At 52.8% G+C, this 23259-nt stretch carries 20 protein-coding genes; 14 read left to right on the top strand and 6 right to left on the bottom strand.

Annotation, left to right across the window (positions count from 1 at the left end; genetic code table 11):
* Nucleotides 1–157: 157 nt before the first annotated feature.
* Nucleotides 158–370, top strand: coding sequence for a transcription antiterminator/RNA stability regulator CspE (gene cspE / locus D6C13_RS05225; RefSeq protein WP_056781364.1), 213 nt, complete (start codon nucleotides 158–160; stop codon nucleotides 368–370).
* A 786-nt stretch (nucleotides 371–1156) separates the two neighbouring features.
* Here cspE and D6C13_RS25585 read toward each other — a convergent pair.
* The 3 genes from D6C13_RS25585 to D6C13_RS05210 all read right to left on the bottom strand — a co-directional run bounded on the left by D6C13_RS25585 (nucleotide 1157) and on the right by D6C13_RS05210 (nucleotide 3423).
* Nucleotides 1157–1294, bottom strand: a complete 138-nt coding sequence (locus D6C13_RS25585) for a hypothetical protein (RefSeq protein WP_167457987.1) — start codon at nucleotides 1292–1294, stop codon at nucleotides 1157–1159.
* Nucleotides 1295–1833: 539 nt separating this feature from the next.
* Nucleotides 1834–2037 (bottom strand): hypothetical protein, encoded by a 204-nt coding sequence (locus tag D6C13_RS05215; protein WP_120131764.1) that lies wholly within the window; start codon nucleotides 2035–2037, stop codon nucleotides 1834–1836.
* Nucleotides 2038–2172: 135 nt separating this feature from the next.
* Nucleotides 2173–3423 (bottom strand): L-lactate MFS transporter, encoded by a 1251-nt coding sequence (locus tag D6C13_RS05210; RefSeq protein ID WP_120131763.1) that lies wholly within the window; start codon nucleotides 3421–3423, stop codon nucleotides 2173–2175.
* 624 nt (nucleotides 3424–4047) lie between these two features.
* Between D6C13_RS05210 and D6C13_RS05205 the strand changes: the two genes are divergently transcribed.
* Complete coding sequence (locus D6C13_RS05205) at nucleotides 4048–4611, top strand: DNA-binding protein (RefSeq protein WP_120131762.1); 564 nt, start codon at nucleotides 4048–4050, stop codon at nucleotides 4609–4611.
* Between the two features lies 1 nt (nucleotide 4612).
* Here D6C13_RS05205 and D6C13_RS05200 read toward each other — a convergent pair whose 3' ends face one another.
* Nucleotides 4613–5389, bottom strand: a complete 777-nt coding sequence (locus D6C13_RS05200; protein ID WP_120131761.1) for an alpha/beta fold hydrolase — start codon at nucleotides 5387–5389, stop codon at nucleotides 4613–4615.
* Nucleotides 5390–5463: 74 nt separating this feature from the next.
* Here D6C13_RS05200 and D6C13_RS05195 point away from each other — a divergent pair, with 74 nt between their 5' ends.
* From D6C13_RS05195 to D6C13_RS05155, 9 genes are all read left to right on the top strand, one after another.
* On the top strand, nucleotides 5464–6021 hold the full coding sequence (locus D6C13_RS05195) for a hypothetical protein (RefSeq protein ID WP_244212635.1): 558 nt from the start codon (nucleotides 5464–5466) through the stop codon (nucleotides 6019–6021).
* A 219-nt stretch (nucleotides 6022–6240) separates the two neighbouring features.
* The gene (gene mrdA / locus D6C13_RS05190) at nucleotides 6241–8187 is read left to right on the top strand and encodes a penicillin-binding protein 2 (RefSeq protein ID WP_120131760.1); all 1947 of its coding nucleotides are present in this window, start codon (nucleotides 6241–6243) and stop codon (nucleotides 8185–8187) included.
* A 668-nt stretch (nucleotides 8188–8855) separates the two neighbouring features.
* Nucleotides 8856–10292: a sensor histidine kinase gene (locus D6C13_RS05185; protein WP_120131759.1), complete on the top strand. Its 1437-nt coding sequence runs from the start codon at nucleotides 8856–8858 to the stop codon at nucleotides 10290–10292.
* Between the two features lie 31 nt (nucleotides 10293–10323).
* On the top strand, nucleotides 10324–11100 hold the full coding sequence (gene qseG / locus D6C13_RS05180) for a two-component system QseEF-associated lipoprotein QseG (RefSeq protein ID WP_120131758.1): 777 nt from the start codon (nucleotides 10324–10326) through the stop codon (nucleotides 11098–11100).
* Nucleotides 11097–12434, top strand: a complete 1338-nt coding sequence (gene glrR, locus D6C13_RS05175; RefSeq protein ID WP_120131757.1) for a two-component system response regulator GlrR — start codon at nucleotides 11097–11099, stop codon at nucleotides 12432–12434. The genes qseG and glrR overlap by 4 nt, the downstream gene beginning before the upstream one ends.
* Before the next feature lie 154 nt (nucleotides 12435–12588).
* Nucleotides 12589–12927: a nitrogen regulatory protein P-II gene (glnB, locus tag D6C13_RS05170; protein WP_013574351.1), complete on the top strand. Its 339-nt coding sequence runs from the start codon at nucleotides 12589–12591 to the stop codon at nucleotides 12925–12927.
* Between the two features lie 416 nt (nucleotides 12928–13343).
* The gene (locus D6C13_RS05165; protein WP_120131863.1) at nucleotides 13344–13865 is read left to right on the top strand and encodes a sorbitol dehydrogenase family protein; all 522 of its coding nucleotides are present in this window, start codon (nucleotides 13344–13346) and stop codon (nucleotides 13863–13865) included.
* A 26-nt stretch (nucleotides 13866–13891) separates the two neighbouring features.
* A complete protein-coding gene (locus D6C13_RS05160; protein WP_120131756.1) occupies nucleotides 13892–15493 on the top strand; it encodes a GMC family oxidoreductase in 1602 nt (533 codons plus the stop codon).
* Nucleotides 15494–15503: 10 nt separating this feature from the next.
* On the top strand, nucleotides 15504–16904 hold the full coding sequence (locus D6C13_RS05155; protein WP_120131755.1) for a c-type cytochrome: 1401 nt from the start codon (nucleotides 15504–15506) through the stop codon (nucleotides 16902–16904).
* A gap of 66 nt (nucleotides 16905–16970) precedes the next feature.
* On the opposite strand, the gene hmpA is transcribed toward D6C13_RS05155, so the two are convergent.
* A complete protein-coding gene (hmpA, locus tag D6C13_RS05150) occupies nucleotides 16971–18161 on the bottom strand; it encodes an NO-inducible flavohemoprotein (RefSeq protein WP_120131862.1) in 1191 nt (396 codons plus the stop codon).
* 343 nt (nucleotides 18162–18504) lie between these two features.
* Here hmpA and glyA point away from each other — a divergent pair, with 343 nt between their 5' ends.
* Together glyA and D6C13_RS05140 are read left to right on the top strand one after the other, a co-directional pair.
* Nucleotides 18505–19758, top strand: coding sequence for a serine hydroxymethyltransferase (glyA, locus tag D6C13_RS05145; RefSeq protein WP_120131754.1), 1254 nt, complete (start codon nucleotides 18505–18507; stop codon nucleotides 19756–19758).
* A gap of 163 nt (nucleotides 19759–19921) precedes the next feature.
* Nucleotides 19922–21082: a 3-phenylpropionate MFS transporter gene (locus D6C13_RS05140; RefSeq protein WP_120131753.1), complete on the top strand. Its 1161-nt coding sequence runs from the start codon at nucleotides 19922–19924 to the stop codon at nucleotides 21080–21082.
* Here the strand turns inward: D6C13_RS05140 and csiE are convergent.
* Nucleotides 21079–22359 carry a stationary phase inducible protein CsiE gene (gene csiE, locus D6C13_RS05135; RefSeq protein ID WP_120131752.1) on the bottom strand — a complete coding sequence of 427 codons (1281 nt, stop codon included), beginning with the start codon at nucleotides 22357–22359 and terminating at the stop codon, nucleotides 21079–21081. The two genes, D6C13_RS05140 and csiE, sit on opposite strands and share 4 nt — an antisense overlap.
* A 169-nt stretch (nucleotides 22360–22528) precedes the next feature.
* Between csiE and D6C13_RS05130 the strand changes: the two genes are divergently transcribed.
* Nucleotides 22529–23224 carry a DUF1007 family protein gene (locus D6C13_RS05130; protein WP_120131751.1) on the top strand — a complete coding sequence of 232 codons (696 nt, stop codon included), beginning with the start codon at nucleotides 22529–22531 and terminating at the stop codon, nucleotides 23222–23224.
* The last annotated feature ends 35 nt before the right edge of the window (nucleotides 23225–23259 follow it).

Here is a 23259-nt window from a genome sequence, read left to right as displayed (position 1 = left end):
GTAAGACATTTTAGTAAAGCAGTTCCTGGTTCAAGTGATATAGCAAATCCTTTCTCCGACGAATTTCCTTCTCTGATGCATCCATAAGTATTTCAAATAAAAACAGACCTGTCTTGCCCTATGGCATCATAAAATAAAAACGAAGAAGGTATTTCCTATGTCTAATAAAATGACTGGTTTAGTAAAATGGTTTGACGCTGGTAAAGGTTTCGGTTTCATCAGCCCTGCAGACGGCAGCAAAGACGTGTTCGTTCACTTCTCTGCAATCCAGAGCAATGATTTCAAAACCCTGGACGAAGGTCAGAACGTTGAGTTCACCATCGAACAAGGTCAGAAAGGCCCTTCAGCGGGTAACGTTGTCGTTCTGTAATGTCGCCAGATATTGAAGTTAGCACTCTGCAATAGCGAAGATGGGTTAAACCCGGAGCAGACAGAATAATTATTTCAATATCGACATTCTAAATGATAAAAATAAGCCCTGGCCAACGCCGGGGTTTATTATTTAAAAGCTTCTGAATTTATTTACAGGAGCCACAACAGAAAAGCCGGTTGAATTATTTCGCCACCAGTCGATTTTTCTGTTGTGACAAGGCCGTGCTCAGGCCGTGCAATGTCGGAGTGTACGATGGACGCTTGCACCATAATATGACGGCCGGGAAAGCACCGGCAAATTCCCTTTATCCTTTGGGCTGACTCTGCGTTGGCTTCCTTCGCTCACCCCAGTCACATACTGATGTGTGCTCCCGGGGACTCGCTCAGTTGCCGCCTTGATTCAACCGCAAAGGCTTGCGGGAATTCCCTTTATCCTTTGGGCTGAGTCTGCATTGGCTTCCTTCGTTCACCCTAGTCACATACTGATATATGCTCCCGGGGACTCGCTCAGTTGCCGCCTTGATTCAACCGCAAAGGCTTGCGGGAATTCCCTTCCTATACTTCCTGTAACTCGAATTATTCGTGAATAAGCATTCTATTAAATCCCCATTGACGCCTTTGCCGGAAAACAGGCAAAAAAAAGCCCGCACGCGGCGGGCAAAATAACAGGGTTCTACAGGGGTATTACACAGGGACATCACACAACATTTGATGGATTTAAGATATCAAACCCTGTGTATGGTTTTGTCATCGCCCGGTAAGGTTAATCCAACAGATGTAAGGCTTATTTGTCGGCGTAGTGCGAGATGAATTGATCGATTTTGGCGTCCGCCAGCGCAATTCCTTTCTGAATCAACGATTCAGAACCGATGCTTGCCAGCACAATGACGACGGCAACGATCATTAATCCTTTGTATGTCATGTTTCAATCCTTCCGCTTTAACTTATCAATGGCAGCATTATCCGGCGATACCGGTTGTATCGCCACGAAGCAAAACGGAAAACGGAAGAAAAAGCGTTATGCGGCAAGGTGGCGGACGGTGAAATGTGTGACCAGACCGATGATGACCAGGACTGTAATCGCAGCGACGGTGTAGAGAATTATGCGTTTTGGGCTGTAGAATTCCATGTAATATCCTTATTTTTCCATTGCACACAACGTTGCAAGATCAGAGAAACTCCATCATCAATGCCATCATGTAACCGATCCCGACAGAGCCTCCGGCCATAATTAACCAAAATGCAGTTGCCTTCATTTCACACTCCTTGTGTTGGTTTGATCATTCAGAAAATCAATTTACCGCAGAAATTATATCAAACATAAAAGTTATGGGGGTATATATCTGCTCTAAATTTGATCACTTAGTCAGAAAAAACTCATGAAGTGCGGGGCAGTTCTGATTCAGGGCGGGAAGTTTGTCCGCGAACGTCGGGCAATAGCAAAACTTCGCGGCGGAGGATTTATTTCAGGTAATCGCTGCTGGCGGTCAGTTTGTTGTGCGCACTGGCATCGATGGTCGTAGAAGGACGGGTACCGCTTTCGCTGGCTTTGCGGTTCAGCTCCGAAGCCACTTCCTGAGAGCTGGAAGGATGGAGTGCGGCGAAGCTGTTAAAGGTAGTCATGGCGATCATCAGGCTGAAAAGAGCGAGGGTGGTGCGTTTCATTTTACGGGTGTCCGGTCTGTTCACATTTTGTCATAGGGTTGTGTGATTTAGCGGCCGATTTTAACTGCTTTATTCATAAGAAACGGGAGCAAATTGTGCTCCCGTTCATCATTTATGATGCGCTCAGCTGCTGTTTTACACGTGCTGGAGCGTACTATGACCTGCTTCTGATTTATTCGGTAAGCGAATCGTGGCAGAAAGAACCAATGACACAATCAATAATACAGTGATGATGCTGAAGGTCACTGCGAAGCCACCGAACAAGGAAGCTACCAGAGAAGCGAAGATACTGCCGATACCGAAGCCCAGATACAGCAGGCCGTAGTTTTTGGTCATGTTGTTCAGGCCAAAGAAGTCGCTGACCAGCGATGGGTAAACGGTGATGGTACCGCCGAAGCTGAAGGCCACGCAGGCGACGGAGAGGAAGAACATCATCTCGTTCATCTGGGTGAATAACATCACACTCATCCCCGCCAGCGAAACAATCTGTGCGATAGAGATAACGCGGATACGCTGAATTTTGTCAGACAACACACCCAGCACCAGACGCCCGCTCAGGTTGGCAATCGCAATCACGGTGACGGCGTTGGCGGCGGTCAGGGCGTCCAGTCTTACCAGGCTCTGGCCGATATCCTTCGCCACACCAATCACATACAAACCGCTCATGCAGGCAGTCAGGAACATCAGCGCCAGCATCCAGTATTGCGGGGCGCGAATGGCTTCCGCCAGTGTGAAATCGCGGGTGTCATTGGTGTTGTCATTAAGGCTGTTTTCTTCACGAGTGACGTCTGCAGTTTCCTGTTTCGGCGCATCTTTCATCATCATCGCGCCGGCAATCACCATCACCATCGCAATACCACCCCAGATCATGAAAGTATTTTGCAGGCCTTCGGTGGCCAGCAGATGGCCGCAAACGAATTTAAATAACAGACTGCCCAGACCGTAAGCGCCGATAGAACAGGCGGAAATCAGGCCTTTGCGCTCAGGGAACCATTTCACGCAGTTGGTAAGGGTCAGCAGATAACCAGCACCGTCCGCCAGACCGACCAGCACACCGGCGCTGATGTAAAGCATCAGAACGTTGTCAGAATGCGCAGTCAGTGCAAAACCGGCGGCCATCAGTAAACCTGCGGCGATGGTCACGGTACGTACGCCAAAACGTTCCTGAAGTTTACCGGCGACGGAAGAGGCCAGTGCCAGGCACAGGCTGAGGATCCCAAAGGTCAGTGCCACGCGGCTCACCGGTTCACCCAGTTTCTCAGACAGCTGACCGTTAAACAGGCTCCAGGTATAAACGGAACCCAGCGCAAGCTGAGTCATGATGGTGCCGATTAAAGTCAGCACGCGTGTGCGGTTGTAATTTTGCATGCCAGATTTGTCACTCATAGTGGGTTCTCCCGAGCGCAGTAGATTCAATTAACTGCCGCTATGATAAGTCTGGCGAAGTGGGGCGGCGCATTTGCGGAGTGAGATGCATGAGTTGCGGAATGAAATGCATCCATGACGGTATGAGTCGCCATTTTCAGGCTAAAAACACCCCAGAATTGGACTTAAAACACCGCTGCAGCCCTTGCGGGGCGCGGGTTTTAGTTGATCTGGATCACTAATCCTTCATTTAGTTTTTTCAGACCCGGCGACAAATTTTGTTAAGCAGGCTTCGTTGTGATTTTTGGTACATCGGAAGGATTCTGACCGGGAAGTTTTGAACAGAATAAAAGCCGAAATATTTATTTTTCAAGATGTCTTTTTTTCAAGGTATTAGTCTTTGTTGCGGGGATACACTTGCGGCGTGTATGAGGACGTGTGCATGCTGGTGTTGACGAGTGTCAACTCGTATCCGGTGCGGGATACCCGCTCATCGTGAACACATGATGAGTATCTGGTCTACTCCCCGCAATCAGGAAAACCATGCCGCGCAGATTATCAGAAGGGTAGAAACTTGCTTTCCCGATAAGCCATAATTTCGAGGCGGGAAACCGCCTTTTTCTGCCCCCGGAATAAGGAAATTCTTTGCCACTTTATAACTTCACCCTGACACTTTCCGGTGTCACCTCTGATACTGAAAAACTGGAAGACGCGCTCTATGAGGGCGGTTGTGACGATGCCCTGATTGCTTTTTATGGCACCTCGGTCTATCTCGAATTTGACCGGGAAAGTGATTCCCTGACGACAGCAGTCATGACAGCAATACAGGATATTGAATCAGCAGGCCTGAATGCCCGTGTGGAGTCCGTAGATTCTGTTTTAGTCGGACTAAGTGACATTGCCGGACTGGCGGGGCTGACCCGTCAGTCGGTGGCGTTACTGAAAGAGGGAGCAAGAGGGCCGCGTAATTTCCCCAATCCTGTTCAGCGCCTCAAAGGTACTTCACCTCTCTGGCGCTGGAAAGACGTCGCGAGGTGGCTGATCAGCGAAGGTCGTCTTACAGCCAGCGATGCGCTGGTGGAAAGCGCTGAGATATTGGAAAACATTAACCTGGCGCTGCAACTGCGTTCTGCTGCTGCGCCCAAACAAATCCGCGAGTTTGCGCACTTGCTCGGGTATCAGGAAGACATCACAAATTCATCGTTTTGATCTACAACGCTTCGGCATTCAGCGCCGCATTAATTGCGGCTGCGACGCCCGTCGGGTTTTCCCACATCATTGAATGACCGGCCTGAGGTACTATGGCGGTATGGATCCCGTGTTGCGGCAGAACGGCGACATCCGGTTCCGGCAGTGAAAATTCGCCAAACAAAACGGTTGCAGGCATTTCCAACTGATAGAGTTGTTCGCGCCATGATACCGCTTCACCGTTCACCAGCCCGACTGCCTGACGGTGAATAGCCAGTGGCGAAGCGATACCCATGCATCCCGCCCAGATATGATCATTCCCGCGAACCGCGACCTTAATCAGATGTGCATGGCCTTCGCGCAGATAATCTTCTTCAGAATATTGAGCAACAGCGCGGCTGAATACCCCACCACCGGCATCCAGATTTGGCTCGGCAACAATCAGACGCTGGATCAAATCAGGACGCTGCGCCGCAACCATAATGGCGATACTGCCGCCCATGCTATGGCCGATCAGGTTGACCTGCGGCACGCCAAGGCTTTCGAGCCACGCAATCACGCAATCCACATGCGCCTGCAAGCTGTAGCTGAAGTCATCGGGCTTATCGCTGTAGCCCGAACCGGCTAAATCGAGTAACAACGAGCGACGCGGGCGCAATGACGCATCGGTCGCTACGCGCGGAAAATCACAAGAAGACGCACATCCCAGGCCGTGAATAAAGACCAGCGGAACACCCAGCCCGGACAATTCGTGGAAGCGTAAATGCATTTGTGTACCGGGTAATTTGAACGATTTCATCTCAATCCTTTACTAACGGCTTAAGTACAATCTGCGGATTATAGGCAGAATATTCCGTACCGGCAGTACAAAAAATGAGTAAACAAACGCAGAGCGTAAGCCTGCACAAAGTTCGTTCATTTTGCCTAAATAATCGGCAGCTTACCGCTGCTTATTCAATAATTTGGCTTAAAGCATTTAGCCCGCGAATATTTCTTTTGCAGCCTCTTTCTATCAGCCGGACAAGTGATAGCATGGACCTCTTGCTCACTTTATGGGTTTATCTGATGGTCAGGTTAGGCGGTTGTGTGGCGGTGATTTTGGCGCTGGCGTCGTTTTCAGCATCGGCTGTCACGCAGTATCAGTGCGTGTTAACTCATCATACGCAGTCTGATGATGGGAATGATGTTTCGGAAGTCGTGAACAAAAATGCGCAGGTTTATGATGCGGGGAATACTTTCAGTTTCTCACCTGATGGCAGCAAAATGGTCACCAGTCCTGAACTGACAGATATCATCGGAAAAGACAATCAGCCGATGAAAGCCGGTGCTCAAGATAACCTGATGTATATTCATATGAAAGATAGTTTTGTCGTGGCGACCCAAACAGAAGGCTATGTCTACGGCGATTGCAAAGTGAACACTGCGAAGTAAAAATCTTGTGTCCCGCATTTTTTGATTCAGGGGCGTTGAGCCTGTTCTCAGCGTCCTGCCATATTGCCCTGCAATAATTAGAAACACTCCTGCCACTTCATTAGCACACTTCTTATAGTCGTCCGTTGCATGAAGGGCTATCCTTTCGCACTTTTCCAGCCTCCGCCTATTCATTTTCGCCCGCTTCAAGAAGCAGACAAAAAAGGTATTTGCCCGCTTATGGCCTTACTTAACGACGAAATTCGCGACCATACTGCCGAGTCCGTCCTTTTCGTTCGTCGTGCCGTGATTGCATTTTTAGTCGTGATCCTGCTGTCTTCTGCGCTGGTGTTCAATCTGTACCACCTTCAGGTGGGTATGCACGATTTTTACCAGACCCGTTCGAATCAGAATGACATTAAAATGCTGCCGATCGCCCCCAGTCGCGGGCTGATTATGGATAGAAACGGCGTGGTGCTGGCGCAAAATATTACCCTCTATCAGATTGAAGTGATCCCGGGCAAAGTGCCGGATCTGAAAGCCACCCTGGATGCGTTGAAGCCCATTGTCGATCTGACGCAAGACGATCTGGACAGTTTTCACGATTCCATGATCCACGGCCGCCGCTTTGCGCAGATCCCGTTAAAGCTGGCGCTGACCGATGTGGAGGTCGCCCGTTTTTCCGTCAATCAGTTTGATTTCCCTGGCGTTTCCATCAGCACGTATCAGCAGCGTCGTTATCCGTACGGCGCGGAACTGGCGCACGTCGTCGGGTACGTTTCTAAAATTAATGATAAAGATGTCAAACGTCTGGATGCTGAAGGTATCTCGGAGAATTACGCCGCTGACCACGACATCGGCAAACAGGGCGTTGAAAAGTATTATGAAAGTATCCTGCATGGCCGCACCGGCTATCAGGAAGTGGAAGTCGATAACCACGGCCACGTGGTGCGCCTGCTCAAAGAGGTTCCGCCGCAGGCCGGACAAAACATCTATCTGACGCTGGACTTGGATCTGCAGCAGTACATCGAAAAAGTTCTGAAAGGTCAGCGTGCGGCAGTGGTGGTGATGGATCCCCGTGATGGCGGCATCAGGGCGATGGTCTCCAGCCCGAGTTATGATCCGAATCCGTTTGTGAACGGGATTTCCAGTAAGCAATACAGCGCGTTACTGAAAAACCCCGACCTGCCGTTGATCAACCGTGTTACACAGGGCCTTTATCCGCCAGCTTCCACCGTCAAACCTTTTATGGCCACGTCGGCGCTGTTTGAAGGAGTGATCACACCACAAACCACCTTCTTTGGTGCGCCAACGTGGACATTGCCGGGTACCGAACGTCATTACCGTGACTGGCTGAAAACCGGCCACGGTTTGCTGAATGTGACCAAAGCCATTGAAGAATCTGCTGATACGTTCTTCTATCAGGTGGCTTATGAAATGGGCATCGACCGCATTCATACCTGGCTGAGCAAATTTGGCTACGGCAAGTCGAGCGGGATTGATCTCGACGAGCAATATAGTGGCGTATTGCCAAGTCGGGAATGGAAAATGAAAGTCCATAAAAAGGTTTGGTATCAGGGGGATACGGTTTCAGTCGGTATTGGTCAGGGTTATTGGGTCGCGACACCTATTCAGATGGTACGTGCGCTCGCTGCGCTGGTTAATAATGGAAAGCTGGAAACACCGCATCTGCTTTATTCATCAAAAAGCGGCAAAGTTATTACCCCTTATAAAATGCCACCGACGGAGCAAATAGCGGATCCGAAATCGCCGATCTGGGGTATCGTGAAAAACGGTATGTATGGCATGGCGAATTTCCCGAATGGTACCGGCTATAAATTATTCCACACCGCGCCTTATCAGATTGCAGCGAAATCAGGGACTTCGCAGGTATTCAGCCTGCGTGAGAATCAGGTTTATAACGCCAAAATGACCCCGGTGCGTTTGCGTGACCATATTTTCTACACGGCGTTTGCGCCTTATAAACATCCGTCCGTGGTGATGGCGCTGATATTAGAGAATGGCGGCGGTGAGGGCGTGGTGGCCGGACCGACAGCGCGTGCGATCCTCGACCATATCTTCCTGCCGCCACAGGCGACGACGTGCGACCCGGCAAAAGTCGATAACCCGGCGGACTGCGAACAACCGGTTCCGACACCCAATTCCCTGGGCTTTAGCGAACATTAATTTGGCTTAAATATGACGATTGCGACTTTACAGATTTCTCCTGCCGGGGAGGTCTGAAAAAGTCGCAGACGCTGTATTTACGGCTTCTGGCCGTCGCTGACCGTCAGTTGTCATAAAATGGCGACAACGCGTTACTGGCTTGTCTCTATTTGGCGACACTTAATTTCATGATATTAAAATGATTTTTTATTGTTGCGGTATTGTGTTGGTTTTTGGCGACACTAAGGCTGTTTATTCATCAGCTTAACGGGGCTTTTACCGATGCCTGAAAAATAACGATTTTTAAATACCCTTTAAATACAGTCAGATGAAAAATAGTTTTAAACATTGGCACGTAACGTGCTAGATTAGCGCAGTTGCTCATTCACCTGATTATGACGGGTTCACGCGAAAGCGTTGATATACTCATAATGCCCGAATGACGCCAAAGAAACGGTGCCTATCGTTCACCCGACCGATAATCGTTGCGCAAGCACGTTATCAAGCATCGAACGACACGTTGAGTGAGGCACCACCTCTTCCGGCCTGCTGAATTTTCTCAAAAACATTCAGCAGGCCACCCCCTTCGAAGTCCCTCTATATTGTTTCCTGATTTTCTTCCACTTTCTCTCTGACACTGGCTGTTTAAACCGTTGTCCGCTAGCATGACTTTATCTGTGGTAAATGAGATGAATGCGTTGAAAAGAGGACGTTTATTCCCCGGTTCGTTACGTCAGCTGGTCCTGATGGCTTTCCTGCTGGTGCTGTTGCCCTTGCTGGTGCTGGCTTATCAGGCGTATGACAGTCTGAATCAGCTGAGCCGTCAGGCGGCGCGCATCAATCGCACCACGCTCAGTGACGCCCGCCGCAGCGAATCGATGTCCAGTATTGCGCTGGAAATGGAGCGCAGCTACCGCCAGTATTGTGTTCTCGACGATCCGACGCTTTTCCGCCTTTATCAGAATCAGCATAAACAATACGCCCAGTTGCTGGAGGCGCATGCCTCGGTGCTGCCGGATTTACGTTATTACCAGACGCTGCGTACCTTGCTGACCCAGCTGACAGAACCGACCTGCCTGAATAACTCCCCGGATAAAGACTCCTCTGCGCGACTTGAGAATTTCTCGCGCACCAATGCCGAAATGGTGCAGGCGACGCGCGAAGTCGTGTTTTCCCGCGGACAGCAACTTCAGCGCGCAATTGCTGAACGCGGTCAGTTTTTTGGCTGGCAGGCGCTGGTGCTTTTCCTGCTTAGCGGTGCGCTGGTGCTGCTGTTCACCCGCATGATTATCGGGCCGGTGAAAGGCGTCGAGAGGATGATTAACCGGCTGGGAGAAGGGCGCAATCTGGGGGATGTCACCCTCTTTAAAGGCCCGCGTGAAATCCGTTCTCTGGTGCAGCGCATTGTCTGGCTGAGCGAGCGTCTGGCGTGGCTGGAATCACAGCGTCACGAATTCCTGCGCCATATTTCCCATGAGCTGAAAACCCCGCTTGCCAGTATGCGCGAAGGCACTGAACTGCTGGCCGATGAGGTCGCCGGTCCGCTGACGTCGGATCAAAAAGAAGTGGTGGCTATCCTCGATAGCAGCAGCCGCCATTTGCAGACGCTTATCGAACAACTGCTCGATTACAACCGCAAACTGGCCGATGCGCCGACGCTCAGCGTAGACGTTGACCTGAAATCGCTGGTGAATGATGTGGTGACGGCTAACAGCCTGCCGGCACGCGCCAAGAAGATCCGCAGTGAGGTCACGATGGATGCGCCGACCTGTCTGGCTGAGCCGACATTATTGCGGCGGGTGGTGGATAATCTCTATTCCAATGCGGTGCACTACGGGGCTGAATCCGGTACTATTTGGGTCCGCAGCCGGGAATTACACGGCCGGGTGATTATCGAGGTGGTAAACACCGGAACCCCGATCCCGCAGGCTGAACGCGCGATGATATTTGAACCTTTTTACCAGGGTAGCCAGCAACGAAAAGGGGCTGTGAAAGGCAGCGGTCTGGGGCTGAGTATCGCCCAGGACTGTATTCGCCGCATGCATGGAGAGCTGCAACTGGTTGCCGTTGAAGATGCGGACGTTTGTTTCCGTATTGAATTACCCCTGACGGCTGAGAAGAAATAATAATGATGCTATTTGCTGGCTGGTGCGTCTGATGAGCGCATTGTCTTTTATCACCCCTATCACATCCCGTCTGCTGCGCGCAGTGCTGCGCAGCCGGGTGCTTTTACTCACTGCGCCACTGGCGCTGGCGGCCTGTGTACCGCATTCCCCCGACAACCGCTATTACCAGCAGGTGTCTGATCAGGTCGTCCCTGACAGTAAGGTTATCGACTTTCGTATCGCGCCCTGCGAAACCCTCTGGACGCTGGATGACAACGAAGCCGTAACCAACTCGCTGTACTGGCTGCGGGCGATGGATTGCGCCGATCGCATGAACGATGCTCAGGCGCGTTTCCAGGCGCAGCAGATACCTGCGACCACCTGGGATCAGGTGTTTAAGCAAAGTATTTTGTTGTCCGGCGCAGAGCCGGATCAGCAGCAGCGCCGTGCATTGCTGGCGAAAGTCAGCGCGTATCGCGGTCAGATGCCGGGACAAATCCGCCCGCTGGTGCAGTTATGGCGCGAACGTCAGAATTTGCAGGTCGTGCTGGGGGATGAAAAGGCCCGCAATGCCCGCCAGCTGGCGGTGAGTGAAGAAAAACTTCAGGCGATGACTCAGCAGCAACAGGTTATGGAAAGCAATCTCGCCGATACCCGCCGTAAGCTGGAGAACCTCACGGACATTGAGCGTCAGCTCTCTTCGCGTAAACAAATCCAGGGGGATTTACCGGACAATGACGCCGCCGTGCCTGCCAGAGCTGTTCCCGGCAATCCGGTAAAACCGGCCGAGACTTACACGCCACCGGCTAAGGATCCGAACGCAAAATGACGTTACGTAAAGCAGCCAGTTTATTGCTGGTCGATGACGATCCCAGCTTATTAAAGTTATTAGGAATGCGTCTGACCAGCGAAGGTTTTCGTGTCACCACCGCTGAAAGCGGGGCGGAAGCGCTGCGCGTGCTGCACCGTGAACGTATCGATCTGGTGCTGAGCGATCTGCGCATGGATGAAATGGACGGCATGGCGCTGTTCGCAGAAATCCAGAAATTCCAGCCCGGGATGCCGGTGATTATCCTGACGGCGCACGGCTCCATTCCCGATGCGGTAGCGGCAACCCAGCAGGGCGTGTTTGGTTTTCTCACCAAGCCCGTTGATCGCGATGCGCTGTATAAAGCCATCGATGAAGCGCTGGCGCAGTCCAGCCCTTCTGCCGATGAAAGCTGGCGCGAATCGATTGTTACGCGCAGTCCGCTGATGCTGCGTCTGCTCGAGCAGGCCAATATGGTGGCGCAGTCTGACGTCAGCGTACTGATTAACGGCCAAAGCGGCACCGGTAAAGAAGTGCTGGCGCAGGCCATTCATGGTGCCAGCCCGCGCGGCAAGAAGGCGTTTATCGCCATTAACTGCGGCGCGCTGCCGGAACAGTTGCTGGAGTCCGAACTATTTGGTCACGCCAAAGGCGCGTTCACCGGTGCAGTGAGCAGCCGCGAGGGACTGTTTCAGGCGGCGACCGGCGGAACATTATTCCTTGATGAAATCGGCGATATGCCGCTGTCCTTGCAGGTGAAATTGCTGCGTGTATTGCAGGAGCGCAAAGTGCGCCCGCTGGGCAGTAATCAGGATGTGGATGTCGATGTACGCATTATCTCTGCGACGCACCGTGATTTGCCGAAAGCGATGGAAAAGGGCGAGTTCCGCGAAGACCTGTTTTATCGTCTTAACGTCGTCGGCCTGAAACTGCCGACGCTGAGTGAAAGAGCAGAAGATATCCCGCTGCTGGCCAATCATCTGCTGCGCGTCGCGGCGCAGCGGCATAAACCTTTTGTGCGCAGCTTTTCGATCGATGCACTCAAACGCCTGATGGCCGCCAGCTGGCCGGGCAATGTGCGCCAGTTAGTGAACGTGATTGAACAATGCGTGGCGCTGACTTCGGCGCCGGTCATCAGCGAAGCGCTGGTTCAGCAGGCGCTGGAAGGCGAAAACACCGCACTGCCGACCTTTGCCGATGCGCGTAATCAGTTCGAACTGAATTATCTGCGCAAGCTTTTGCAAATTACCAAAGGCAATGTGACGCAGGCTGCCCGTATTGCCGGGCGTAACCGCACCGAGTTTTACAAGTTGCTGTCACGCCATGAGCTGGAAGCGACCGATTTTAAAGAGTAACGGGAATTTACTTTCAGAGGCTTGAGGTACATTCCAGCCGCTGAACTATGATACCTTTAGCGCCTTCGTATGCCTCTGGCATCCGAAATCAGATTGTGAACCATGCTGCCGCTCAGGAAGGCGGAGAGCAAACGAATGATTATAAGGGTCCGCCATGAAAAAGATTGATGCGATTATCAAGCCATTCAAACTCGACGACGTCCGTGAAGCTCTGGCTGAAGTTGGGATTACCGGGATGACCGTGACCGAAGTAAAAGGCTTTGGCCGTCAGAAAGGTCACACTGAATTGTACCGTGGTGCGGAATACATGGTCGATTTCCTGCCAAAAGTGAAAATCGAAATCGTGGTAGCGGATGACATCGTGGACACCTGTGTGGAAACCATTATGACCACTGCGCAAACCGGTAAAATCGGCGACGGCAAAATCTTCGTGTTCGACGTTGCACGCGTAGTGCGTATCCGTACCGGCGAGCAGGACGAAGAAGCGATTTAATGTTTCATCAGGGCGGGTAGTGCACTATTACCGGCCCTGAGTTTTCTCCCCGATATCTTCGTTGTTCACTTCATCTTGTTATACCAATCAATTTCTAACCTATTTCATTCCTAACCTTCTGTTTATCCGGTATAAACATTTGCATTTCGCTCGCATTCCCCCAAAATCCCTTTCTGTGAATAACCACAAAAAATGCTATTTGTTAGTTTTGTGTGAAGTTAGTTGGGTTTTTATTGTGACTTCATTGAAAAAGTGAGAGTAAAATCACGTTTGTTGTTATACCAGTTCGAGAAACCTGTCAGATACGTTGTAATCACCGACTAAAACAATTCAGGGTGAAAGTATCGGGCGGCAGGAACTGGTGTGGATTGATCTCCGTTGATCGTGGTTTTCACACCTATTCAAAAGGCTTTGCAATGTCACAACCAGAAAAACCCATACGCATTTCCCGTCGCGTATTTTTAGGGGGCGCACTGGCGGCGCTTTCCGTTCCGCTGATGAACAAGCTTCTTCTCAGCCCGGTTTACGCCGCGCCGGTTGCGGGCCTGTCTCAGGCAAAACAGGATTTCACACAACTCTCGCTGTATCTGACCGGTCATGACCAGTTGGATCCGGCCCTTTCTGAACGTTATTACCAGACGATGCTGGCACTTTACCCGGAATTTACCTCGCAGGTTCAGGCATTACAGGCGTTTATCACGGCGAATCATATTGATGCCGCTGACCTGCAAAAGACGCTGGATGCACAGCAGCCTGCACTGGCGAAACTGCCGCGCAGCATCCTTCAGGCGTGGTATCTCGGGGTGGTCGGTGATGGCAAACAGGCGGTTTGTCTGGCGTATGAAAATGCGCTGATGAATGTTGCGGTTCGTGATCACCTCAATCCGCCGAGCTACGCCTACGGCGCTTACGGTACCTGGGCAAAACAGCCTGTCTGAAAATAACGTTCAAAAAGGGTTAAGCAATGAGTGAACAACTTTCCGCTGACGTCGTCGTCATCGGCTCAGGGATCTGCGGCTCGCTGGTCGCACAGCGTCTGGCAAAACAGGGCATCTCGGTCATTATTCTTGAATCCGGCCCGCGTATTGATCGCGGTACGTTGACTGAAAACTTCCGTAATTCACCGCGCAAAAAAGACTTTATGTCGCCGTATCCGTACTCGGACTGGTCGCCGCATCCGGTGTATAAGCCCGAAGACAATGATTATCTGCAACAGCAGGGGCCCTATCCGTTCCCGGCGGAATACATCCGCATTATGGGCGGCACCACCTGGCACTGGGCGGCGCAGGCATGGCGCGTTCTGCCAAATGATATGAAGATCAAAACGCTGTACGGCGTCGGGCGCGACTGGCCGCTGTCGTACGAAGAGCTGGAGCCGTTTTATTACGAAGCGGAAGTGAAAATGGGCGTGTCCGGCGCACCAAATAACGGTTCACCGCGCAGTCAGCCGTTCCCGATGGAACCGGTGGCGGAATCCTGGCTGCAACAGCGTTTTCGTGAGCGTCTGGCGCCGGGCGGTTATGACGTGATCGTCAACACCACCGCGCGTAACAGCCGCAACTATGACGGGCGTCCGGCCTGTTGTGGTAACAACAACTGCATGCCGATTTGCCCGATTGACGCGCAATATCACGGCGGCATTGCCGCGCAGGCAGCTGAAGCGGCGGGTGCAAAACTCATTACCAGCGCCGTGGTTTACCGCCTCGAGCATGACGAGAAAGGCCGCATTGTCGCCGCGCATTATTACGATCCGGATAAAGGGGAGCATAAAGTTACGGCGAAAAACTTCGTTCTGGCCGCCAACGGCATCGAAAGCCCGAAACTGCTGATGATTTCCGCCAGCGATAAATACCCGGACGGACTGGCCAACAGTTCCGGCACCGTCGGGCGTCACCTGATGGATCACCCGAGCAACTCGCTGACATTTGAAACCGAAGAGCCGCTGTGGGCAGGCCGCGGGCCGATGAGTCCGGCGTCTATCAACAGCCTGCGTGACGGCGATTTCCGCAAAGATTACGCCTCGTTCCGTATCGATATCGCCAACTCCTCACAGGTGCAGTCAGTCACGCAGGACCTGCTGGCGGAAGGTGTTTACGGCATCAGCCTGGATAACGAAATCCGTCGTCGTGCGTCGCATCAGACTAGCCTGAAGAACGTGATGGAACAGCTGCCAAATTACGACAACCGCATCATTCTCAGTGACAAGAAAGACAAACTGGGCATCCCGAAACCGGCGGCGATTTACCACATGGACGATTACGTGCATCGCGGTATGGCGCGCGCGGTGAAGGAGTACACCGAGATTGCCAGACTGATGGGCGGCACCAATTTGCGTTTCAGTAAGCCGGGCGTTTACGGCAACAACCAGCACATTACCGGCACGATGAGCATGGGCCATGACCCGAAAGATTCCGTGGTGGACGCGTTCGGACGCACCCATGACCATGAAAATCTGTTCATCACCAGCACCGGCGTGATGCCGACCTCGGCCACGGTTAACTCCACGCTGACGGCGGTCGCGCTGGCGTTACGTACTGCTGATCATCTTGCCAAAACTGCGCTATAGGCTGACTGAAATGACTCTGAATCGTTTATCTCAAAAACGTCTGACGGGCGCATTGCTGGCCTTTGGCCTGAGCCTGAGTGCAGGTGCAGCTTACGCCGCGTTATCGCCGGAACAGGATGCGCTGATTAAGAAGGGCGAATATGTCGCCGTGGCGGGTGACTGCGTGGCCTGTCACTCCACCGAAGGCGGCAAGCCGTTTGCCGGTGGTCTCGGGCTGGCGACTCCGCTCGGTACCATCTATTCGAGCAATATCACACCGTCGAAAAAAGACGGCATCGGTAATTACACGCTGGAGCAGTTTGAACACGCGGTGCGTGACGGCGTGCGCGGCGACGGGGCAAATCTCTACCCGGCTATGCCGTACACCTCGTATGCCAAAATCAGCGATGACGACATGCAAGCGCTGTACGCCTACTTCATGCAGGGCGTGCAGCCGGTCGATACGCCGTCAACGCCTACTGCGCTGCCGTTCCCGTTCAACGTGCGTTTATCGATGGCGGGCTGGAATCTGCTGTTCCTCGAAAAAGGCGCGTTTAAAGCCGAACCGTCGAAAAGCGATCAGGTCAATCGCGGCGCGTATCTTGGCGAGGCGCTGGCGCACTGCAGCACCTGTCACACACCGCGTAATGCGCTGATGGCCGAGCAGGGCGATAAAGCGCTGGGCGGCAGCAGTCTGGGTACCTGGTTTGCGCCGAACATCACGTCAGATGCCGTCAGCGGAATAGGTAACTGGAGCACCGATGAAATCGCCGGTTACCTGAAAACCGGTCATGCGCCCGGCAAAGCGCAGGCAGCGGGGCCGATGGCGGAAGCGATTGATCACAGCCTGAGCCATCTGAGCGACAGCGATTTGCAGGCGATTGCCGTGTGGTTGAAACAAACTGCGCCGGTCAGTCAGGAAGGGCAGGCGAAAGCGGCGGATCAGTTCGGGTCACCGGCAAATTATGTCGATAATCTTCGTGGCGTTCCGCGTCCGTCCGATGCCGACAAAATGACTGGCTGGCAGGTCTATGACGGCTATTGCGCCAGCTGTCATCAGCCCGACGGGCGTGGCAGCAAGGACGGCGGCTTACCGTCGCTTATCAACAACACCGCGCTGGGGCATCTGAACAGCGACAATCTGGTGATGGCGATTTTGCATGGCGTACAGCGCGGTGCGCAAAGCAAAGATGTGGCGATGCCGGCGTTTGACCATTTGCTGTCGGATACGCAGGTGGCCACGCTGAGTAATCAGTTGCTGAAGCAGTTCGGTAACGATCAGGCGAGTGTGACGCCGCAGCGGGTGAAAGAATTGCGCGCGGGTGGTAAACCTTCGCCGCTGCTGGAGCTGGCGCACTGGGGAATGGGTATCGCAGGGCTGATTGTTATCCTGCTGATTGCGCTGTTCTTTATACGTCGCCGCCGTCATTAATTTGTTCTGACGTCGCAATAAAAAAGGCTGACATTCTGTGTCAGCCTTTTTCTTTTCGGGCTGGGATTAAATCACTTTATGCGGGCCGAAGCATTCGTAGTGAATGTTCGCTTCGCTGATGTTCATTGCCAGCAACTGTTTTGCTGCGAACTGCATAAAGCCGACCGGGCCGCACAGATAGAAATGCATCTCAGGATTGCTCAGCTGTTCGCTGACTTTGCTCAAATCCATCAACCCCTGATACTGGAAATCCTCTCCCGGTAAATCATTCGCCTGTGGCTGGTTATACCAGACATGGCTTTCCAGCTGTTCCAGACGAGCCTGGGCACTTTTCACTTCACCGGCAAACGCATGCACTGCGCCGTTTTCAGCCGCGTGCAGCCAGTGTACTGGCGCATGATGTCCGCATTCTGCCAGCGTGTTGAGCATGCCTAACATTGGCGTCTGACCGACACCGGCGGAGATCAGCGCAACCGGTGTGGTATTGCTGATATCCATGAAGAAATCGCCGTGCGGCGCGGCAAGATGAACGATGTCGCCCGGCTGCGCCACATTATGCAGGAAGTTGGAGACTGCGCCCTGGCCTTCGCGTTTTACCGCGATGCGGTAGGTTTTGCCGTTCGGTGCCTGGGTCAGGGAATACTGACGGATTTCCTGATTTTCCAGCGACGCATCGCGGATATACACCGCCAGATATTGTCCCGGCTGGAAATCCACTACCGGCAATCCATCGACAGGTTCCAGCAGGAAAGAGGTAATCAGTTCACTTTGTAGTTGTTTTTCGGCGATACGGAATTCACGCGTGCCGCGCCAGCCACCGGTTTTTTCTGCGCTGTCCTGATAAATTTCGGCTTCACGGTTGATAAATACCCCCGCCAGCACGCCGTAGGCTTTGCCCCACGCATCCAGCACTTCCTGACCCGGGCTGAACATTTCATCCAGCGTCGCCAGCAGATGACCGCCGACAATATCGTATTGCTCCGGTCTGATGGTGAAGCTGGTATGTTTTTGCGCGATGCGTTCCACCGCAGGCAGCAGCGCCGCGAGATTTTCAATATTCGCCGCATAAGCGCAGATGGCATCGAACAGCGCCTGACGCTGATCGCCGTTGCGCTGGTTGCTCATATTAAAGATGTCTTTCAGCTCAGGATTGTGTTCGAACATGCGGTCATAGAAGTGCGCGGTCAGCTTCGGACCGGTCGCGGCGAGCAAAGGAATAGTAGATTTAACGGTAGCGATAGTGGCTGAATCAAGCATAGTGAACTCCGTGTCTTTGTAGATTTCATTAAACATGTATTTTAAATGCATCTTATATAAATCCACAATTTCTGTAAACACCCACTAAAGGGGTAAGGGCTTTTTTCGGTGATGAATACGATGGGGGCTGAGTCACAAAGCTGAAATTTGTACATGTTCAGTTGAATATTTATCCCTTGATTATGGGCAGAGGTTCGCAGATCAAAGCCTTGCTGTATCTGAAGCCAATCGTTTGCCTAAAAACCTGAAACTGACCCTATCCGAAGGGCGCTTAAACATTTACACTGTTGCGCAGAACCCGTAAGGGGCGTTTATTTTTAGTTTGTTGAGTCAGGAGATGCGGATGTTAAAGCGTGAAATGAACATTGCCGATTATGATGCTGAGCTGTGGGCAGCAATGGAAAAAGAAGTTGTTCGCCAGGAAGAACATATCGAGCTGATTGCGTCAGAAAACTATACCAGCCCGCGTGTTATGCAGGCTCAGGGTTCGCAACTGACCAACAAATATGCCGAAGGCTATCCGGGCAAACGCTATTACGGTGGTTGTGAGTACGTCGACATCGTTGAACAACTGGCTATCGACCGTGCAAAAGAATTGTTCGGTGCAGATTTTGCTAACGTTCAGCCACACTCCGGCTCACAGGCAAACTTCGCGGTGTACACCGCACTGCTGCAACCGGGCGACACCATTCTGGGGATGAACCTCGGTCATGGCGGTCACCTGACTCACGGTTCACCGGTTAACTTGTCCGGTAAGCTGTACAACGTGGTGCCTTACGGCATCAACGAAAGCGGCGACATTGATTACGAAGACGTGAAACGTCAGGCCGAAGCGCACAAACCTAAAATGATCATCGGCGGCTTCTCCGCATTCTCCGGTATCGTTGACTGGGCAAAAATGCGTGAAATCGCCGACAGCGTTGGCGCTTACTTCTTCGTCGACATGGCACACGTTGCCGGTCTGATTGCGGCAGGCGTTTACCCGAACCCGGTTCCGCACGCGCACATCGTCACCACGACCACGCACAAAACTCTGGCTGGCCCACGCGGCGGTCTGATTCTGGCGAAAGGCGGTGACGAAGAGTTCTACAAAAAACTGAACTCCGCTGTTTTCCCTGGTGGTCAGGGCGGCCCGCTGATGCACGTGATTGCCGGTAAAGCGGTCGCACTGAAAGAAGCGATGGAACCTGAGTTCAAAACCTACCAGCAGCAAGTGGCTAAAAACGCCCAGGCGATGGTGGCTGTGGTTCTGGAACGTGGCTACAAAGTGGTTTCCGGCGGCACGCACAACCACCTGTTCCTGATGGATCTGGTCGATAAAAACCTGACCGGTAAAGAAGCCGATGCTGCACTGGGTCGCGCTAACATCACCGTGAACAAAAACAGCGTCCCTAACGATCCGAAGAGCCCGTTCGTCACTTCCGGCGTGCGTATCGGTACTCCGGCTATCACCCGTCGTGGCTTTAAAGAAGCTGAAGCGCGTGAACTGGCTGGCTGGATCTGCGACGTGCTGGACAACGTGAACGACGAAGCCACTATCGAACGCGTTAAACAGAAAGTTCTCGACATCTGTGCACGCTTCCCGGTTTACGCGTAATATCTGCGAAGCCGTAAAGCTGCTAAAACCCGCTCCGGCGGGTTTTTTTATGGGCATGTATCAGAATTTGTGAGCTGGCAGACATTACTGGAGTATGAAAGCGTCTGCGGATTGCTAGCGATTGTGAGCTTTGTCAAAGTATTGGCCTCACACCGGAGGATTTATGGAATTGCGTTCCACGCGCTGGCTTGCACTCAGTTATTTCACCTATTTTTTCAGTTACGGTATTTTCCTTCCCTTCTGGGGCTTGTGGCTTAAAGGCGAGGGTATTTCCTCCGAAAGCATCGGCCTGTTGCTTGGCGCCGGTTTAGTCGCCCGTTTTCTCGGCACGTTAATCATTTCTCCCTCCATCAAAGACCCTTCGCATCTCATCACTGGATTGCGCATCCTCGCGTTGCTCACGCTGGCGTTTGCCGTCGGGTTCTGGTTTGGCAACGGCTGGGCGTGGCTGATGATCAACATCGCCGGTTTCAGTTTGTTCTTTGGTCCTCTGGTGCCGCTGACCGATGCGCTGGCGGGCACGCTGCAACGCCAGATCAATATGGATTACGGCAAGGTACGCGTCTGGGGCTCGATTGCCTTTGTGATTGGCTCGGCGGTCACCGGTAAACTGGTCGAAGTTTACGGACATAACGCGATCCTCTACACCCTGACCGCAGGCGTGGCGGCAATGCTGCTGGGAATGTTGCTGCGACCGAGCGTGAAACCGGCAGGAGAGCCGCGTGAAAACGGTGCGCCGGGCATTTCGTGGAAAGCACTGCTCGGTGAAAAACCGGTCTGGCGTTTTCTGTTATGCGTGACGCTCTTACAGGGCGCACATGCGGCTTACTACGGTTTCAGCGCGATTTACTGGCAGGACGTCGGGTATTCTTCGACGACCATCGGCTATTTATGGTCGCTGGGCGTGGTGGCGGAAGTGCTGGTCTTTACCTTCAGCAAACAGCTTTTCAGCCGCTGGTCGGCGCGGGATCTGCTGCTGCTTTCGGCATTCTGTGGCGTGGTGCGCTGGGGAATGATGGGCGCCTTTACCGCGCTGCCGTGGCTGATTGTGATGCAGATTTTGCACTGCGGCACGTTCACGGTTTGCCATCTGGCGGGGATGCGGTTTATCGCGGCGCGCCCGCGTGATCAGGTCATTCGTCTGCAATCGGTGTATTCCGCGCTGGCGATGGGCGGCGGCGTGGCGGTGATGACGATGGTGTCCGGCTTCCTGTTTGAACATCTGCATGCGGGATTGTTCTGGGTGATGGCGCTGCTGGCGGTGCCGGCGATTTTCCTGCGTCCGCAGGTCACGCCGTCAGCGCCGAAGGTGACAGCCAGCTAGGGTGCTTCGAGCAGCGAACGGATACGTTTTCGCTGCTCTTTCGCCAGTGGCAGTTGCGTGTGGATCACCAGCGGATCGGCGTCGGTGCTGCGGGTGGCGTAGGGTGTAACAATCATCGCTACGCCACTCGGCGCACCGAACTTATAAAAATCCGCCAGTGTCTGGTATTTGATATTCAGCGGCAGCAGCGTCGCTTCGCGGATCTGCTGTTCAACCGCTTCTTCCAGTTCGGGATTGTCATGCGTCAGCAATAAAATCTGTTTTTCCTGCAAGGCATTACCCTGCATCAGCCAGGCACCGAAAGTAATCGCCACCAGCCCGATTTCATCTTCCGACAAAGTAATCAGGTATTCGTGCTCAAACCCCGCTAACGCCTCGCGGGTGGTACGCACCAGCCGCGGATACATGCGGTTGACTTCTTCCTGCATCAGATTGTCGATGCCAATCCCGAAATGACAGCGTTCAATCGCCGGACCAAGATGGGCGAAAAGCTGACCAACCAGACCTTCGTAGCTGCTGAATTTCATCCCGGCGATGTCCTGAAATCGCGCCACCATATTTTCAATTTCTAATAGCAGACGCTGATCTTCCGTCGAGCCGGAACTCTGATAACTGTGGTTTTTCAGCATCCGCAACATCAGGGTGAAAAACTCGCATTCACAGTCATCCAGCAGGCCGTTGCTGAGTTCCTGTAACTGAACAAACAGTTCACGGGCGGCTGAAAATTCGGGTTTTTCGCGCAACCAGCGTCGCTGTTGTTCGGTGAACCGTAAGCCGGTCTGGTCATTGTTTTGCCATAAGCAGTATTGCAGGCAAATCAGCATCAGCTGGCGGTCGTGCCCGCTGAGCGGTTTGGGTAACAGCGTGCCGCAATCTTCCAGGATCATGCCCAGAATATCGGTGCGTAACGCGGCCTTCGGGCAGGTCTGGCCTTCAAACGCGATGTGCAGCCAGGGAATAAAGTGGCGGGAGACGAAATCCGGCGAAATTCGCAAGGTGCGGCGTAAGCCCTGAAATAAGCACAGGCGCTGGGCGAGGCTGTCGCCCTGAATACGGCACTCTTTTTCGCTGTACTGCAGCACATCGAGCTGATGGATGCGCTGAATTTCGCAGGTCACTTCCGCCAGATCTTCCCACGTCGTCGTTAACCCGACGCCGTTGATTTCACTGATGATCTCCAGCTGAACCGCCGTCAGCGGCGCGTACAGCATCAGCAACACGTGGCAGCGGCGTTGCGTAGCGGAAAGCGCAGGGGAGGGCTGTTTTTCTGGATTCATATCACCTACCGAAAAGATATCGCCTGAAATTATTAGTCAAGCATAGCAAAGCGGATGCCCGCATTAAGGCCGCGGGATTGGGTTTTACTCCGGCTTACAACTCAGATCACAGATATTTTTGACGACTGCTTAATTGCACAGCAAAATAGTGTTACTAAGTAACAATAACATGGCACTTTATAGGGATGTGACTTTGAATCCGAACAGGAACCGGCCCCTTTTTCGTTATGCATTCCGTCATGCCAAATGGCTGGGATTCGCGCTTTTTTGCCTGCCCGCCACGGTTGTGGCGCATCCGCACAGTTTCATCGATATGCAGACTACGCTGGTGGCGAATGAAACCTCGCTGACCGGGCTGAAAATGGTGTGGACGATGGATGAGATTACTTCCGCCGATTTGCTCTACGACGCGCAGAATGCCAAACCCGGTTCAGATATCTGGAAAAAACTGGCGGCCGAAGTGATGGCCCGGGTGCTCAGCCAGCATTATTTCACTGACTTTTACCGTGAAGGCAAACCGGTGAAATACCTCGATTTACCCAGCGAGTATCAGTTGTCCCGTAAAGGCGACCAGGCCGTGCTGGAATTCGTGTTGCCGCTGGCGAAGCCTCAGACGCTGACCGGCAAACCGATGGAATTCTCGACTTTCGATCCTTCGTATTTTGTCGACATGACGTTTAAGGACAAAACCGCACTGCATCTGCCGCCGGAGCTGGAAAAACGCTGCTCGCTGGCGTTGTTTACGCCGAAACCCGATGCCTCGCTGCAAAACTACGCACTGTCTCTCGATAAGGCCGATGCCCCGCCGGAAGACATGGATCTTGGCCAGCAATTTGCTCAGAAGGTCACGCTGGAATGTCATTAATCTCCACACCGTCAAAAACGCTGTCCTAGCGCGAT

The organism is Rahnella woolbedingensis (assembly GCF_003602095.1).
Classification (GTDB): domain Bacteria; phylum Pseudomonadota; class Gammaproteobacteria; order Enterobacterales; family Enterobacteriaceae; genus Rahnella; species Rahnella woolbedingensis.
The sequence above is the reverse complement of the archived record's forward strand: the minus strand, read 5'-3'. Positions and strand labels throughout refer to the sequence as shown.

What these genes read in the sequence shown, in the direction of transcription:
- D6C13_RS05200 (WP_120131761.1), bottom strand. Translation starts at nt 5,389, where the DNA reads ATGAAATCGTTCAAATTACCCGGTACACAAATGCATTTACGCTTCCAC.
- D6C13_RS05160 (WP_120131756.1), top strand. Translation starts at nt 13,892, where the DNA reads ATGAGTGAACAACTTTCCGCTGACGTCGTCGTCATCGGCTCAGGGATC.
- csiE (WP_120131752.1), bottom strand. Translation starts at nt 22,359, where the DNA reads ATGAATCCAGAAAAACAGCCCTCCCCTGCGCTTTCCGCTACGCAACGC.
- D6C13_RS05215 (WP_120131764.1), bottom strand. Translation starts at nt 2,037, where the DNA reads ATGAAACGCACCACCCTCGCTCTTTTCAGCCTGATGATCGCCATGACT.
- D6C13_RS05130 (WP_120131751.1), top strand. Translation starts at nt 22,529, where the DNA reads ATGGCACTTTATAGGGATGTGACTTTGAATCCGAACAGGAACCGGCCC.
- D6C13_RS05140 (WP_120131753.1), top strand. Translation starts at nt 19,922, where the DNA reads ATGGAATTGCGTTCCACGCGCTGGCTTGCACTCAGTTATTTCACCTAT.
- glyA (WP_120131754.1), top strand. Translation starts at nt 18,505, where the DNA reads ATGTTAAAGCGTGAAATGAACATTGCCGATTATGATGCTGAGCTGTGG.
- D6C13_RS05165 (WP_120131863.1), top strand. Translation starts at nt 13,344, where the DNA reads ATGTCACAACCAGAAAAACCCATACGCATTTCCCGTCGCGTATTTTTA.
- D6C13_RS25585 (WP_167457987.1), bottom strand. Translation starts at nt 1,294, where the DNA reads ATGACATACAAAGGATTAATGATCGTTGCCGTCGTCATTGTGCTGGCA.
- glnB (WP_013574351.1), top strand. Translation starts at nt 12,589, where the DNA reads ATGAAAAAGATTGATGCGATTATCAAGCCATTCAAACTCGACGACGTC.
- hmpA (WP_120131862.1), bottom strand. Translation starts at nt 18,161, where the DNA reads ATGCTTGATTCAGCCACTATCGCTACCGTTAAATCTACTATTCCTTTG.
- mrdA (WP_120131760.1), top strand. Translation starts at nt 6,241, where the DNA reads ATGGCCTTACTTAACGACGAAATTCGCGACCATACTGCCGAGTCCGTC.
- D6C13_RS05155 (WP_120131755.1), top strand. Translation starts at nt 15,504, where the DNA reads ATGACTCTGAATCGTTTATCTCAAAAACGTCTGACGGGCGCATTGCTG.
- D6C13_RS05185 (WP_120131759.1), top strand. Translation starts at nt 8,856, where the DNA reads ATGAATGCGTTGAAAAGAGGACGTTTATTCCCCGGTTCGTTACGTCAG.
- glrR (WP_120131757.1), top strand. Translation starts at nt 11,097, where the DNA reads ATGACGTTACGTAAAGCAGCCAGTTTATTGCTGGTCGATGACGATCCC.
- D6C13_RS05195 (WP_244212635.1), top strand. Translation starts at nt 5,464, where the DNA reads ATGAGTAAACAAACGCAGAGCGTAAGCCTGCACAAAGTTCGTTCATTT.
- qseG (WP_120131758.1), top strand. Translation starts at nt 10,324, where the DNA reads ATGAGCGCATTGTCTTTTATCACCCCTATCACATCCCGTCTGCTGCGC.
- cspE (WP_056781364.1), top strand. Translation starts at nt 158, where the DNA reads ATGTCTAATAAAATGACTGGTTTAGTAAAATGGTTTGACGCTGGTAAA.
- D6C13_RS05210 (WP_120131763.1), bottom strand. Translation starts at nt 3,423, where the DNA reads ATGAGTGACAAATCTGGCATGCAAAATTACAACCGCACACGCGTGCTG.